The 14,433-nt window shown below is 61.1% G+C and carries 15 protein-coding genes; 3 read left to right on the plus strand and 12 right to left on the minus strand.

Annotated elements, in window-relative coordinates; genetic code table 11:
• Nucleotides 1–147: 147 nt before the first annotated feature.
• The 10 genes from ACROHD_RS15400 to ACROHD_RS15445 all read right to left on the minus strand — a co-directional run bounded on the left by ACROHD_RS15400 (nt 148) and on the right by ACROHD_RS15445 (nt 11,156).
• Entirely contained in the window at nt 148–393 is a 246-nt protein-coding gene (locus ACROHD_RS15400) for a MoaD/ThiS family protein (RefSeq protein ID WP_071690182.1), read from the minus strand.
• Nucleotides 393–2,639 carry a xanthine dehydrogenase family protein molybdopterin-binding subunit gene (locus tag ACROHD_RS15405; RefSeq protein ID WP_432679094.1) on the minus strand — a complete coding sequence of 749 codons (2,247 nt, stop codon included), beginning with the start codon at nt 2,637–2,639 and terminating at the stop codon, nt 393–395. The genes ACROHD_RS15400 and ACROHD_RS15405 overlap by 1 nt, the downstream gene beginning before the upstream one ends.
• Nucleotides 2,639–3,121, minus strand: a complete 483-nt coding sequence (locus tag ACROHD_RS15410) for a (2Fe-2S)-binding protein (RefSeq protein WP_432679096.1) — start codon at nt 3,119–3,121, stop codon at nt 2,639–2,641. Before ACROHD_RS15410 ends, ACROHD_RS15405 begins: the two co-directional genes overlap by 1 nt.
• On the minus strand, nt 3,118–3,984 hold the full coding sequence (locus ACROHD_RS15415; RefSeq protein WP_432679098.1) for an FAD binding domain-containing protein: 867 nt from the start codon (nt 3,982–3,984) through the stop codon (nt 3,118–3,120). Before ACROHD_RS15415 ends, ACROHD_RS15410 begins: the two co-directional genes overlap by 4 nt.
• 161 nt (nt 3,985–4,145) lie before the next feature.
• Entirely contained in the window at nt 4,146–4,532 is a 387-nt protein-coding gene (gene cueR, locus ACROHD_RS15420) for a Cu(I)-responsive transcriptional regulator (protein WP_432679100.1), read from the minus strand.
• Nucleotides 4,533–4,542: 10 nt separating this feature from the next.
• Entirely contained in the window at nt 4,543–7,044 is a 2,502-nt protein-coding gene (locus tag ACROHD_RS15425) for a heavy metal translocating P-type ATPase (protein WP_432679102.1), read from the minus strand.
• A 140-nt stretch (nt 7,045–7,184) separates the two neighbouring features.
• Nucleotides 7,185–7,925, minus strand: a complete 741-nt coding sequence (locus ACROHD_RS15430) for a proteasome-type protease (RefSeq protein ID WP_432679104.1) — start codon at nt 7,923–7,925, stop codon at nt 7,185–7,187.
• Between the two features lie 39 nt (nt 7,926–7,964).
• Nucleotides 7,965–8,777 carry a transglutaminase family protein gene (locus tag ACROHD_RS15435; protein ID WP_432679106.1) on the minus strand — a complete coding sequence of 271 codons (813 nt, stop codon included), beginning with the start codon at nt 8,775–8,777 and terminating at the stop codon, nt 7,965–7,967.
• Nucleotides 8,778–8,779: 2 nt separating this feature from the next.
• Nucleotides 8,780–9,721, minus strand: a complete 942-nt coding sequence (locus ACROHD_RS15440; RefSeq protein WP_432679122.1) for an alpha-E domain-containing protein — start codon at nt 9,719–9,721, stop codon at nt 8,780–8,782.
• A gap of 7 nt (nt 9,722–9,728) precedes the next feature.
• The gene (locus ACROHD_RS15445) at nt 9,729–11,156 is read right to left on the minus strand and encodes a circularly permuted type 2 ATP-grasp protein (protein ID WP_432679108.1); all 1,428 of its coding nucleotides are present in this window, start codon (nt 11,154–11,156) and stop codon (nt 9,729–9,731) included.
• A gap of 316 nt (nt 11,157–11,472) precedes the next feature.
• Here ACROHD_RS15445 and ACROHD_RS15450 point away from each other — a divergent pair, with 316 nt between their 5' ends.
• Nucleotides 11,473–12,012: a carbonic anhydrase gene (locus ACROHD_RS15450; RefSeq protein WP_432679110.1), complete on the plus strand. Its 540-nt coding sequence runs from the start codon at nt 11,473–11,475 to the stop codon at nt 12,010–12,012.
• 12 nt (nt 12,013–12,024) lie between these two features.
• A complete protein-coding gene (locus ACROHD_RS15455) occupies nt 12,025–12,522 on the plus strand; it encodes a DUF2478 domain-containing protein (RefSeq protein WP_432679112.1) in 498 nt (165 codons plus the stop codon).
• A gap of 153 nt (nt 12,523–12,675) precedes the next feature.
• Here ACROHD_RS15455 and ACROHD_RS15460 read toward each other — a convergent pair whose 3' ends face one another.
• Together ACROHD_RS15460 and ACROHD_RS15465 are read right to left on the minus strand one after the other, a co-directional pair.
• Nucleotides 12,676–13,593 (minus strand): SDR family NAD(P)-dependent oxidoreductase, encoded by a 918-nt coding sequence (locus ACROHD_RS15460; RefSeq protein WP_432679114.1) that lies wholly within the window; start codon nt 13,591–13,593, stop codon nt 12,676–12,678.
• Between the two features lie 230 nt (nt 13,594–13,823).
• Nucleotides 13,824–14,060: an Lrp/AsnC ligand binding domain-containing protein gene (locus ACROHD_RS15465; protein WP_071690194.1), complete on the minus strand. Its 237-nt coding sequence runs from the start codon at nt 14,058–14,060 to the stop codon at nt 13,824–13,826.
• A gap of 101 nt (nt 14,061–14,161) precedes the next feature.
• On the opposite strand from ACROHD_RS15465, the gene ACROHD_RS15470 reads away from it, so the two are divergent.
• Nucleotides 14,162–14,433 (plus strand): type 1 glutamine amidotransferase family protein (locus ACROHD_RS15470; RefSeq protein ID WP_432679116.1); only part of this gene is annotated, 272 nt, incomplete at its 3' end.

The raw sequence follows: 14,433 nt of genomic DNA on the forward strand, positions 1-14,433 counted from the left end.
CCGACCTCTCCACAGGATCGGTCATTGGACCCAGGCTCATTGGTCTCTCAACCATTCCGTGGCAACGCGGCCCGACGAGGGCTTCCGAAGGGAGCTTGAGGAGGGCCGCTCACGGGTCGACGCCGAAGGCGGCGAAACCCTTTGGGATCAGCCCCCCGCCAGTTTCTGCAACAGGAAGATTTCGCTGTCGGGCTTGACCGGGTGATTGCGGCTGTTGGGCACGATCTGCCCGTCCACCGCAACCGAGACGCCGCGTTTCAGCGCCGGTTCCAGCCCCGGATAGGCCGCGACCAGCCCGTCCAGAACCTGGCCCACGGTCGCGCCCTCGATTTCCACCATCTCTTTCCCGTCGGCCAGGGCACGCAGCCCTGACCACAGGTGCAGCTCTGCCATCAGACCTCCTTGCCCTGGATGGCGGCCAGAACGCGAGAGGGACGCAGCGGCAATTTGCAGATGCGCTTGCCGGTCGCGTCGCGCACCGCATTGGCCACGGCGGGCAGGGGCGGGGTGATACCCGTTTCGCCCACGCCGCGCACACCGTAGGGATGGCCGGGATTGGGCACTTCCACGATCACCGTGTCGATCATCGGCAGGTCCGAGGCGACGGGAACGCGGTAGTCGAGGAAGACCGGGTTTTGCAGCCGCCCGTCCGGGCCATAGACATATTCCTCGTTCAGCGCCCAACCGATGCCCTGTGCGGCACCGCCCTGGAACTGACCCTCGACATAGGCGGGGTGAATGGCCTTGCCGGCATCCTGCACCACCAGATAGCGCAGGATCGTGGTGCGGCCGGTCTCCGGGTCGACTTCGACATCCACAACATGGGTGCCGAAGCTGCCGGAAAAGCCCGAGGGAGAGTCCTCGTAGTGGCCAGAGATCGGCCCCCCGGTGCCACCCATTTCGCCCGCGATTTCGGCAATGGTCATCGGCGGGAATTCCCCGGCATTGGGGCCTGATGGCTTGGCGCAGCCGTCTTCCCAGACCACGGCCTCGGCGTCGATGCCCCATTTGTCGGCAGCGCGTTTGCACATCTTGCCGATGCATTCCTCCGCCGCCCGGATGGTGGCCAGGCCCGACGCATAGGTCGCGCGGCTGCCATGGGTGGGCTCATTGACGCCAAGCGCGCCGGTGTCCGAGATGTTCACCCGCACGTTTTCATAAGGAATGCCAAAGGCTTCTGCCGCCATCAGGGCCATGGACGCGCGGCTGCCGCCGATATCGGGCGTTCCGACCGACACCGTGACCGACCCATCCTCCGAGATCGCCACCGAGGCAGAGGTCTCGCCGCCCCAGTTCATCCAGTATCCCGATGCCACCCCGCGCCCCTGATTGGGGCCGAGCGGTTCGGAATAGTTCGGATGCGCTTTTGCGGCTTCCAGCGTTTCCACGAAACCAATCGGCCCGTATTTCGGCCCGAAGGTCGCGCGGGTGCCTTCCTTGGCGGCGTTCTTTAGGCGTGTGTCGATCGGATCGAGGCCAAGCTCACGGCAGAGCTCATCAATCACGCTTTCGGTGGCGAAGGCCGCCATCGGGGCCCCCGGCGCGCGGTAGGCGGCCTGACGGGGGCGGTTGGTGATCACGTCATAGCCGATGTGATGCACATGCTCGATATCGTAATTGGCAAAGGCCAGCATGGTGGTCACATCCACGGGCGCACCGGCAAAGGCGCCGCCCTGCATTCGGAAGATACCGCTGGCGGCGGTGATCTTGCCGTCCTTTGTCATGCCGATCTTGACGTCCATCGAGGCCGAGGCGGTAGGGCCGGTGGCACGCAGCACCTCGTTGCGGGTCATCACCATCTTCACCGGCTTGCCGCCCGCCTTGCGGCTCAGTGCCAGCGAGAGGGGTTCGATGAAGATCGTGGTCTTGCCGCCGAAACCGCCACCAATCTCGGACGGCGTGACGCGGATATTGGTGGTTTCGACGCCCAGAACAGCGGTGGACATGCGGCGCATGAACCAATGACCTTGGGTGCAGACCCATAGCTCGCCCCGGCCATCAGCCCCCATCTGGCCCAGACAGGCATGGGGTTCGATATAGCCCTGATGTGCGGCCTCGGTGGTGAAGCTGCGTTCGATGATCAGGTCGGCCTCGGCAAAGCCCTTGTCCAGATCGCCCCGGCCGCTGTCGAAAAAGCGCACGACGTTGGGGTGCAGACCCTCGGGAACCGAGAAGTCGGCCGCCCCTTCACGGATGACCGGCGCGCCGTCCTTCATGGCCTCATCCACGTCCGTCACATGGGGCAGGATCTCGTAAGTGACCTCGATCAGCTTGGCCGCATCGCGGGCCAAGAGGGGCGTGGTGGCGGCAACGGCAGCAACGGCGTGACCGTCATAAAGCGCCTTTTCGCCGGCCATGCAGTTTTCCTGCAAATCCCAGTCTTCGCCTTCCAGCCCCTCGGGGAAGTCGGCGCGGGTGATGACGGCCTTCACACCTTCCATCGCCAGTGCCTTCGTCGCGTCGATCTTGACGATCTTGGCATGGGCATGGGGGCTGCGCACAACCGCGCCGTGCAACATGCCGGGCACATTGATATCCGCGCCATAGCGCGCGCGGCCTGTCACCTTGTCCAGCCCGTCAGGGCGGTTGGGGGTGGTGCCGATATATTTGTAAGCGGTCTTTTGTCCGTCCAGAGCCATTACGATGCCTCCCGCATTTCAGCCGCCGCGTCCATCACGGCGCGAATGATCTTGTCGTAGCCGGTGCAGCGGCACAGGTTGCCCGCCAGCCAGTAACGCAGTTCGGTTTCTGTCGGATCGGGGTTCCGTTCCAGCAGGTTCTTGGCAGCAACCAGAATGCCGGGCGTGCAGATCCCGCATTGCAGCGCCGCATGTTCGATGAACTTGCGTTGCAGCGGGTGCAGGGTCTCGCCCTCGGCCATGCCTTCCACGGTGCCGATGTCCTTGCCCTCGGCCTCGACGCCCAAGACCAGACAGGAACAGACCAGCCGCCCGTCCATGGTCACGCTGCACGCACCGCAGTCGCCGGTGCCGCAGCCTTCTTTCACGCCCATCACGCCCAGATGGTCGCGCAGGCAGTCAAGCAGGGTTTCGCGCGGATCGCAGAGGTAATCGACCTCGTCGCCGTTTACCTTGGTGCTGACATGGATACGCTTGCTCATGCGCTTTCTCCTTTCGCGCGGGCATAGGCGATCTTCGCCGCCCGCTTGGCCAGCACGCCGGCCACATGGGTGCGGAACTCGATCGTGCCGCGCTTGTCGTCGATGGGGTTGCAGGCGGCAGAGGCCGCAGCTGCCAGCGCGTCCAGGGCCGCGTCATCGAGCGTGGTGCCGATGATCGCCTTGGCCGCCTCCTCTACAAGCAACGCAACAGGCGCGACTGCGCCAAGCGATACGCGCGCCTCAGTGATGGTATCGCCATCGAGCCGAAGGTTCACCGCGCAGCCCACAACGGCAATGTCCATCTCGGTGCGCGGGATAAAGCGCAGATAGGCGTCGCCGCCGTTTTCCCCACGCGCCGGAATGGTCACGGCGGTGATCAGTTCGCCCTTGGCCAGCGCGGTCTTGCCGGGGCCGGTCGGGATAGTCTCGACCGCGACTTCACGGCTGCCATCAGGGCCCTGGATCGTTACCGTGCATCCCGCCGCGATCATACCGGGTACGGAATCGGCAGCGGGTGAGCCGTTGCAGAGGTTTCCAACAAGGGTTGCGCGGCCCTGTACCTGGGTCGATCCGATCAGGTCCATGCCCTCAATCACCCCCGGCCAATCGGCACAGAGATCAGCACATTCAGACATCTCAGCACCGGCCACGGCGACGCCGATGCGCCAGCCGCCATCCTCGGTGCGCACGATCTCTCTCACGCCGGGGATATGTTTGATGTCGATAAGGTCATCAGGCGTTACGATATCGGCACGCAGCTGCACCAGCACATCCGTACCACCTGCCAGGAACCGCGTGGTTCCCCCCGCCTGCGCCGCAATGGCCGAAGCTTCTTCGAAACTCGAAGGACTATGATAGTTCATGTCATCTCCTTGATCTTCGCGCCGGGGCCATGGCCGTTTCGGCGTCTTGGGCTCAGACTAAACGAGCAATCCGGAATGTCGATCCACCGCGCGCGACTTTTCGCGTCGGAAGCCGACAATTGCGCGTGGATTGGTGGCAAGATGGAGTGAATCGGCGACGTTCAGCCGGTTTCCAACCCTTGTAGAATCGGACAATCGGGCCGGTCGTCGCCCGCGCATTCGCGCACCAGCAGGGACAGGGTGTCGCGCATGGCCACAAGATCGGCGATCTTGCGATCAATGCGCGAGAGGTGTTCCTTGGCGATTTGCTTGACGTCGCTGCTGGCCCGGCTCTCATCCTCGTAAAGCGCCAGCAGGGCGCGGCAATCCTCGATGGAAAACCCGAGCGAGCGCGCATGGCCCAGAAAGGTCAGCTTATGCAGGTCGCTATCACGAAAGCTGCGATAGCCATTGGCGGCGCGCTGCGGGGTGACAAGGCCAATATCCTCATAATAACGAATGGTTTTGGGCGGCAGGCCGGACCGTTCGGCCACGTCTCCGATATTCATGGGCTGGTCCTTATTCGGCAGGGGCAGGAATTGCAGTTTGAGCAGATTGTGGAACGGTGGGGCTGCCATCATGCGCCTCGCCCACCCATCTGAGACGCAGTGCGTTCGACAGCACGAAAACGGATGACAGCGCCATTGCTCCTGCCGCAAGGGCAGGGGATAGCAGCATTCCGGTCAGCGGATAAAGAACGCCGGCAGCGACCGGGATCAGCAGCACGTTATAGCCAAAGGCCCAGAACAGGTTCTGGCGAATATTGGCAATCGTGCGCTGACTGATGCGCAGAGCGTTTGTCACCCCGAGCAAATCGCCCGAGATCAACACCACATCCGCCGCTTCGATGGCGATATCAGTGCCGGTGCCGATGGCAATCCCCACGTCGGCAGAGGCCAATGCGGGCGCGTCATTTATGCCGTCGCCGACAAAAGCCACAGCGCCTTGGGTGCGCAGCCGTGCAATGGCCTCGACCTTGCCATCGGGCAATACGCCCGCGACCACGTGGTCGATGCCCAGATCACGAGCGATGGCCTCGGCTGTGGCGGGGCTGTCACCGGTGATCATCGCGGTTTGCAGACCCATGTCGCGCAGCATGGTCAGGGCCAGTGGGGTGGACCGTTTGATCGGGTCGGCCACGGCAATGAGTGCCGCAAGCTGTCCGTCCACCGCGGCAAAGAGCGCGGTTTTGCTGTCGCTTGCCAACTGGTCTGCCTGTGACGTCAGCAGGCTGGTGTCGACTCCTTCGCGGTCCATGTAACGATCCGCGCCAACAAGAACCCTTCGGCCCTCAACCAGCGCCTCCGCCCCAAAACCGGTAACTGATTGGAACCCTTCAGGTTTCGGCACTTCCAACCCACGCAGCTTGGCGGCGCGCAGAATGGCGGCGGCAATGGGGTGTTCAGACTTGCTCTCGACGCCTGCAACGAGCCGCAAAACCTCGTCCTCCGGCAGGTCCACGGGCGTCAGAGCCACCAATTCGGGGCGGCCTTCTGTCAACGTGCCGGTCTTGTCGAATGCCACGACGCGGGCGGCTTGCAGGCTTTGCAGCGCGTCTCCTTTGCGGAACAATACCCCCATCTCTGCGGCGCGACCGGTGCCGACCATGATAGAGGTTGGCGTTGCCAATCCCATGGCGCAGGGGCAGGCGATGATCATGACTGACACGCCCGCGACCAGCGCGAGGCTAAGCGCCGGGGCGGGGCCGAAGATCAACCAGACCAGCACGGTCAGCAGGCTTGCGGCGATGACGGCTGGCACGAACCAGGCGGTGATCCGGTCAACAAGGCCCTGAATCGGCAGTTTCGCGCCCTGCGCTTCCTCGACCATGGCGATGATCTGGGCCAGCATCGTGTCGCGGCCCACCTTTTCCGCGCGGTATGTCAACGCTCCGGCACCGTTCACTGTGCCGCCTACAACCTGCGATTTGCGAGACTTGAGGACCGGGATCGGTTCACCCGTCAGCATCGATTCATCGACATGGCTTTCGCCCGAGATCACGCTGCCATCCACGGCGATCATTTCGCCTGGTCGGACATGCAGGATATCACCGACGACGACCTCTTCTATGGCGAGGTCTACGACCTCTCCACCCCGTTCCACCTGCGCGGTTTTCACCTGCAGGTTCAACAGCTTGCGGATCGCTTCGCCGGTGCGGCCCTTAGCGCGGGCTTCCAGGAGGCGGCCAAGCAGGATCAACACGACAATCACGCCCGCCGCCTCGAAATACACATGCGCGGTGCCGTCTGGCAAAAGGCCCGGCGCAAAGGTGGACACGGTGGAATATCCGAACGCCGCAAGCGTGCCGAGCGCGACGAGGGAATTCATATCGGGGGCACCCTTGAACAGCGCTGGAATGCCCTTGGTGTAGAAGGCGCGGCCGGGGCCAACCAGGGTAATCGCAATCAGCAGGAATTGCAGAACGCGGCTGGTCTGTTCACCGATCGTCATCGCTACCAAATGGTGCAAGGGCGGATACACATGCCCCCCCATTTCCACGATAAAGACCGGCAAAACAAGCGCTGTGGCGAGTAGAGTTTTTTGCGTAAGAGACTGAATTTCTTTCGCTTTTCTTTCGTCTTTGGTGTCGGGTTCTGACCCTTTCACAACTGCCGGATAGCCCGCATCCCGCGCCGCGTGGGCAATCTGGGACGGGCTGGATTGACCAAGCAGATATCGCACCTGCGCGGTTTCCGTGGCGAGGTTGACGCTGGCCGACAAAACACCCGGTGTGGCGCGCAGTGCCTTTTCCACACGACCCACGCAAGAGGCACAGGTCATGCCCTCGACAGACAAGGTAACATCCGCAAGTCCTGCCGGGTAACCCGCTGTTTCCAAAGCCTTTGTCAAATCATCAAGGCTGACTGAAGGGTCATGAAGAACCTGCGCGCTTTCGCTGGCAAAGCTGACTTCTGCGCTGCTGACACCGGGGACGCCTGCCAAGGCGGTTTCCGCACGCCGCACGCATCCGGCGCAGCTAAGGCCAGTGATTTGCAGGTGGGATTTGGCTTGGTCGGACATGGTTATCCCTTCGGGCGGAATCCTCGATCAGCACGGTAGATAAGGGTTCCAGTCTCTGGAAGGTCAAGGGGGCTGGGGATTAATAAAATGGCGGCGCCCCGGTACGCCCCCATACACCCCCTGTGCTGACGTTGCGCGGATTACGCGGAGGGGAAGGCGAAATCCGGCAGTTCCCGGAACGCGTTCTTCAGGGCGACGCCCCAGCCTGTCGAGATCTCTTCGAAATAGGCATTGTCGGCCTGAATCCGCATCTCTCTGCCTCGGGTCCTGCTGTCGGCATCATAGGCATGCAGATCCAGCGGCAGACTGACCGAGAGGTTGGCCTTGATCGTCGAATCGAAAGACACAAGCAGCAGCTTGATGGCGTCCTCAAAGCTCATGTCCGGTTCAAACGCACGCACAAGGATCGGGCGGCCATATTTGGTTTCGCCGATTTGGAAGAAGGGCGTGTCCTCGCTGGCCTCAATGAAATTGCCTTCCGGGTAGATCATGAACATGCGGGCTTCGCCGTCGCCGACCTGACCGCCGACAATGATGGTCGCGGAAAACATCGCGTCGGCCTGCTGGCCGCTATCGGTGTGGCTTGCGATAACCTCTTTCAGCGTGTCGCCAATCAGGGTGGCGACCTGAAACATCGATTTGGCCTTGTAGATGCCGGGATTGCGGTCATCGGGGGCTTTGCCGCGTTCCTCCAAAAGGCTGATCACCGATTGTGTGGTCGCCAGATTGCCCGCCGTCATGATTGTGATGCAGCGTTCGCCGGGTTCTTCGAAGATAAACATCTTGCGGAAGGTGGAGATATTGTCGATGCCCGAATTCGTGCGGGTGTCCGACATGAACACCAGTCCCCGCTTCAATTTCAGCCCCACGCAATAGGTCACGGCCGTCGCCCTCTATTATTCCGTTGCCTTGAAATCAGGCTATTGCTGAACTTGCAAGCTGACTTGCAAGTGTTCGTCGCCTGCACCCTGCCGGATGCCCATAATTGGGGCTGCATCACGGTAATCGCGACCGGTGGCGACGCGTACATAGCGGGCATCTGGCGATATGCCGTTCGACACGTCAAAGCCGACCCAACCAAGCGCCTCGGTCCAGACTTCGCACCAGGCGTGGCTGGCATCCTGTTCCACACGGTCGTTCATCATCAGATAGCCCGAGACATATCGGGCAGGATGACCGAGCAGGCGCGCTGCGGCAATCATGATATGGGCGTGGTCCTGACAGACGCCATGCCCTGCGCCCAGGGCAGATTCGGCGGTGGTGTCGCTGTTTGTGCGCCCGGTTTCATAGGCGACCTTGGTCAGGATCATTGCCGACAGGGCATGTAATTGCGCGAGAGGGTCGAGCTCTTCGGTCTCTGACTTCAATTGACGTGCCAGGGCCCGGATAGCGGGGCCGGGGGTGGTGTTCGGGGTTGGGGACTCGAACAGCCACAAAGGGGCGAATCCCTTGTGAGTGCCGATGACGCCATGGTTGTCCTCAACTTCAACGGTGCCTTCGCTGCGGATCTCGATCAGGGTCGCGCCAGGATCGACTTTGACCAGCTCGGTGTGGTTGACGAACTGGTCGGAAAAACTGGCCTGTTTGGTGCCGCCGGTGATGGTCGAAGACCAGTCCAGAACGGTCTGACCGTGCCCGGACCGGGGCACAAGGCGCAGCTGTTGCAGGGCATAATATACCGGTTGGTCATAGGTATATGTGGTCACATGGGTGATCCGGAGAAGATTGCGCACGGTCATTGTATGAACCTGAAGTCTCTCTGAATGAGGCTGGCCAATTCAGCGGTATCATTGATGCTGGCGGTCAGGAATTCGTGCAGACCCTCGTCGAAGATGGATTGAACGGTGGCCGCATTCAGCGCCGCGCAGATGCGATCGGCAAGCGCGTGGCAATCGTGGCGGATACCATAGTCGTCAGCAAGCCAGTTCAGGTTTTCCCCGATCTTCGAGAAACAGAAGGCCATGGACCGGGGCATCCGTCTGTCGAGGATCAGGAAATCAGCGATGCCCTGTGGTGTGGTTTCGCCGCCATTCAGCCAGCGATAGCTGCGTTCGGCGGACACGGATCGCAGGATGATCTCCCACTGCACATTGTCGATGCGGCTGCCAACAAACGAGGCCGAAGGAAGCAGGACGTAATATTTCACATCAAGAATGCGGGCCGTGTTGTCGGCGCGTTCCAGAAAGGTGCCAAGCCGTGAGAAGGCGAAGATATCGTTGCGCAACATTGTGCCATGCAGCGCGCCGCGCACGACCGAGGTGCGGAACCGGATCGTTGCCAGCAGGTCATGCAGGTTGCGTTCTGATACCGGTCGGCTCAACGCAGCTTTGATAGCCATCCAGCATTCATTCACCGCCTCCCATACTTCCGAGGACAGGGCGGTCCGCACCAGCCGCGCATTTGACCGGGCGGCGTCGATGGAGTTCAGAACCGAGGAGGGGTTGTCGCGGTCGCGCAGCAGGAAGTTAATGACCGACGCGGACTCGAAACTGTCGAACTTTTCGGAATAGGCAGCGTCGCTTCCTGCCGTGCTGATCACCGATTGCCATTCATTCGATTCCCCGTCACTCCGGGTCAACGCAATGCGCCAGCCGGCCTCTAACAGCCGCGCGGTGTTTTCGGCGCGTTCAATGTAGCGGAACATCCAGAACAGCCCGCCTGCGGTTTTTCCCAGCATCATCGGCCTAGTCCCCCAATACCCAAGTGTCTTTGGTGCCGCCGCCCTGGCTGGAATTCACCACCAGAGAGCCTTTCTTGAGCGCGACGCGGGTCAAGCCGCCAGGCGTGATCTCTATCTTGTTAGGGGACACCAGCACGAAGGGGCGCAGGTCCACATGGCGCGGCGCAAGCCCCGACTTGGACAGGATCGGCACGGTCGACAGCGCCAGGGTGGGTTGCGCGATATAGTTCGAAGGCCGCGCGCGCAGCTTCTTCTCGAAGGCGGCCAGTTCTTTCTTGGACGCGGCAGGGCCCACGAGCATCCCGTAGCCGCCCGATCCGTGCACCTCTTTGACCACCAGTTCGGACAGGTGATCGAGCACATAGGCAAGCGAGTCCTCCTCTGAACAGCGCCAGGTCGGCACGTTTTGCAGGATCGCCCGTTCGCCGGTGTAGAACTCGACGATATCGGGCATGTAGCTATAGAGTGCCTTGTCATCGGCGATGCCCGTGCCCGGTGCATTGGCGATGGTGATGCCGCCCGAACGGTAGACATCCATGATGCCGGGCACCCCAAGCAGGCTGTTGGGATTGAAGGTCAGCGGGTCGAGGTAGTCGTCATCCACGCGCCGGTAGAGCACATCAATAGGATGATAGCCTTGCGTTGTTCGCATCACGACGCGACCGTTTTCAACCGACAGATCGTGGCTTTCTACAAGCTCCGCCCCCATCTGATCGGCCAGAAATGCGTGTTCGAAATAGGCCGAGTTGTGGATGCCGGGGGTCAGCACCGCCACCGTGGGCCTGTCCGTCAGCCCCTCGGGCGCGCAATCGGCCAGCGAACGGCGCAGAAGTTGAGGATAGGCGCTGACGGGCCGGACCTTGAGCTTGCTGAACAGCTCGGGGAACATCTGAAGCATGGTCTCCCGGTTCTCCAGCATATAGCTGACACCGGAGGGGGTGCGGGCATTGTCTTCCAGCACGAAGAACTCGTTTTCGCCGGTGCGCACCAGATCGGTGCCGACGATGTGGGTGTAGACGCCGCCGGGCGGGTTTACCCCGATCATTTCCGGCAGAAACGCTGAGTTCTTTGAGATGATTTCCTTCGGAATGCGGCCTGCGCGCAGGATCTCCTGCCTGTGATAGATGTCATGCAGAAAGGCGTTTATCGCGCGAACCCGCTGTTCAATACCACGTTCCAACGTTGCCCATTCACGCGCTGATATGATGCGCGGGACAATGTCGAAGGGGATCAGCCGTTCATCAGCGTCCTGTTGACCGTAGACATTGAAGGTGATGCCGATGCGTCTGAAAAAGGCTTCAGCCTCGGTCGATTTGCGGCGCAGATCCTTCAGATCTTCATTCGCAAACCACTGAAAATAGGACTCATACGGCGGGCGGGGCTGGTTCGCGTCTTCCAGCATCTCATCGAAGGTTGGAGCGTTGTCTGCCATGTCTCCACTATGAGGTAGTTTCGGGACTAATCAATTGGCAAATGCATCTACGCGGGATGCAAGCTGATCGCGCGGGCAAGCTTCATCGCAGGATCGCGGCCTTGAATGCCTGCCCAAAATCTGGGCGTTTGCGCCTGACTATTGGTCGCATGGTGAACAATGAGGCGGTTGAGTGCCCTTGACGCGGGCCTTGGTGCCTCGTTGGATGGCTATCAGAAACGGTCGCGGGGTCTAGACAATGTTGCAGAAACTGCTTGCCAGAAACACAGCCTGGGCGGATGGCAGACGCCGGTCAGATCCAGACTATTTTCAACGCATGGCCCAAGGGCAGCAGCCCAGTTACTTTTGGATCGGTTGTTCCGACAGCCGGGTGCCGGAGAACGTGGTGGGTGGGCTGAACCCCGGTGAGATCTTCGTGCACCGCAATGTGGCGAACCTTGTTCACTCGACCGATTTCAGCCTGCTGAGCGCGCTTGAGTTTGCGGTTGACGTTCTGTGCATTCGAGAGATCATCGTCTGCGGACATACCGGCTGTGGGGGGATCGCAGCGGCAAGCCAGGGGCTGGTAAACGGTTTGGCCGATCACTGGCTGGAAGCGTTGCGCCGTCTGGCCCGGCGTGAGGCCAAGGATCTGGCGGCCTATCCCGAAGGGCCGGCGCGCAATGACCGACTGGCAGAGCTAAGCGTGATCGACGCCGTGAGCCGCCTTGCAGAAACCCCGGTTCTGCAGAGGGCATGGGCGCGGGGCGACTATGTGTCCGTACACGGGTTGATCTATCGGCTGGCTGAAGGTGAGTTGCGAAACCTTGACGTGACGCTGACAGCGGCGCATCTGGACCGGAATGAAACGGGGTAGGGAGGGCAGGCCATGAAAATTGGATATGTGATGTCGCCGGGGCGCGGCGATGTGGACCGGGTGCTTGGCCGCTTTGTTGAGACGCTGATGGCGCGCGGTGTGGATGTTGCGGGCGTGGTGCAAACCAATACCGATTGCGGGCCTTCGAAAGCCTGCGACATGGATGTAGAGGTTCTGCCCTCTGGCCCGGTGCTGCGGATCAGCCAGGATCTGGGGCCGGGGTCGCGCGGCTGCCGCCTGAACCCCGACGCGCTGGAACAGGCCGTGGGTCTGGTCGGCCAGCGCCTGTCAGGGGACACCCGGCTCTTGGTGGTCAACAAGTTCGGCAAACAGGAATCCGAGGGCCGCGGCTTTCGTGAGGTGATCGGCACGGCTCTGGCGCAGGATATTCCGGTCGTGGTGGGGCTGAACGGGTTGAATCGGGAACCGTTCGAAGCGTTTTGCGGCGGCATGGCCGAGGCGCTGACCCCCGATGTTCAGGCGTTGTTGGACTGGTTCGACGGGGAGTGAAGGCTGCAGAATGACCCATTGCAGTGTAGAGCCGCCGACTGAGGCGGAGAGGGCGCTGCGTCCGACGGCTAGGTATGTCGGCTTTGCGGGACAAATCAGTCACCGCCCGTTCGAATAACAATCAAGCGTTTTGACTAGCCGTTACATCGGTTGTCATTTGGCCATCTTGGTGAAGACGTGAGGTATGACCCGTCCAAACTTGCCAATGGCGTTTTCGACTGAAGCGTGCCGCATAGCTGGGCGTCCATCGTAATCAGTGAACCCATACGTCTCGGAAACTTCATAGAGTGTGAGCGCGGTGCCGTTTCGTTCTGCCTCTTTTGTATCAGCAGTCAGATGTGCAATGGCGAGCCCCACCATCTCTGGCGAGTTAGCTTGGGTCGCCGGATCGAAACCTGGAGGCATCTGAAAGCCAGCATCTTCACCGGAAGCTGCCATGACGACCCGCTCGGTTCGAATGAAAGAAGGCCAGAGAGAGTAAGCTCTAACACCGGTGCCGTTCAATTCCGAAGCGAACGACTGGGTCATCCGGTCAGCTGCCGCCCGCGCGATAGAATACGGGGCGCAGAAGAAATCAAAACAAGCACCCGGTGAAGAGATGTTTACAATGCACCCGCTTCCTTGCTTGATCATTGCCGGAACCGCTGCGTGAGCCGCGAGGTAGTAGGAACGTGCACCTACCGCAATGTGGGTGTCGAACGCAGAGGCGGGCATTTCCCAAAAACGACCAGCGAGAGTGCTTTGCGGTTGTCCATTGTTCACCAGCACGTCGATGCGGCCAAATTTATCTAAAGCGACCTGCACCAGATTTTCGACAGACCTGGCATCGCTTAGGTCGCAGGCGACCGGAATGGCTGTTCCGCCCTCAGCCTCGATCTGTTTGGCAACTTCTTCGAGCGATCCACCGACAGAGGCGCCATCTCCGTCGATCTTGACGTCTTGGGAGGGTGATAGCGTACGCGCCGCGATGACGACCGCTGCACCTTCACGTGCCAAACCGATTGCAGCACCGCGTCCAATTCCCCGGCTGGCGCCTGTTACAACCGCGACCTTCCCATCCAAAATGCCCATCACTTCCTCTCCGTTTGCGTTACCCCAACTCTGGCCGAAAGCCGCAACTTGAGCTCATGGTTCAAAACAATAAGAGGTTTTTCAACTGGAAACTGCTAGACACCCTAAGCGGCGGCTTTCCAAGCGGCTGCTTCGGGCTCAAAGCCGACATCCGCCTGGCGTGCGACGCCTCAAATAGTGCCCGCCTGTGATCTGGAGCATTCCGCGCATGGGCGGCTCATAGCCGCCCTTCAGAACGCCTTGAAGGTCAGCGTGGTCAGCGTCCGCTCGATACCCGGCACGTCGCAGAGGCGTTCGTTGATGTAGCGGCCTATGTCTTCGCCCTCGGGGATGATCAGCTTGACCAGCAGGTCATATTCGCCCGAGGTGGAGAAGAGCTCGGCATGGATTTCCTTCAGGACGATATTGAAGGCCACGTCATATGTGGTGCCGGGTTTGCATCGGATCTGGACGAAAACGGTCTGCATTGAGGAATCCTGCGAATGGGTCTGTCGCCAAGATGACCTGTCTTTCGTGTCGGGATCAACCCGGACTATCCCAAGACGTGGCAACGGGTTAGAGTTCGGCCATGACAAACGCGCTGCCCTTTCGCTTTCTCTTGCTGCCCGGCTTTGATCTGGCGGCGCTTGGGGCTGCGTCGACGGTCTTGACTGAGGCAGGGGTGACTTTCCAAACCACGGCGCTGTCAGGCGCGTCGGTGCCGGGGGACAGCGGCGTGCATGTGGCCCATGGCGGACCGATGCCGCCGATTGAGCCGGGTGATGCGCTGGTGGTGTTCAGCGGGCTTGTCTTGTCTGATTTGGACCGAGAGGGCGCTTTGGCGGCGCTGCGCCGGGCACG

The organism is Nioella aestuarii (assembly GCF_050896395.1).
GTDB lineage: Bacteria > Pseudomonadota > Alphaproteobacteria > Rhodobacterales > Rhodobacteraceae > Nioella > Nioella aestuarii.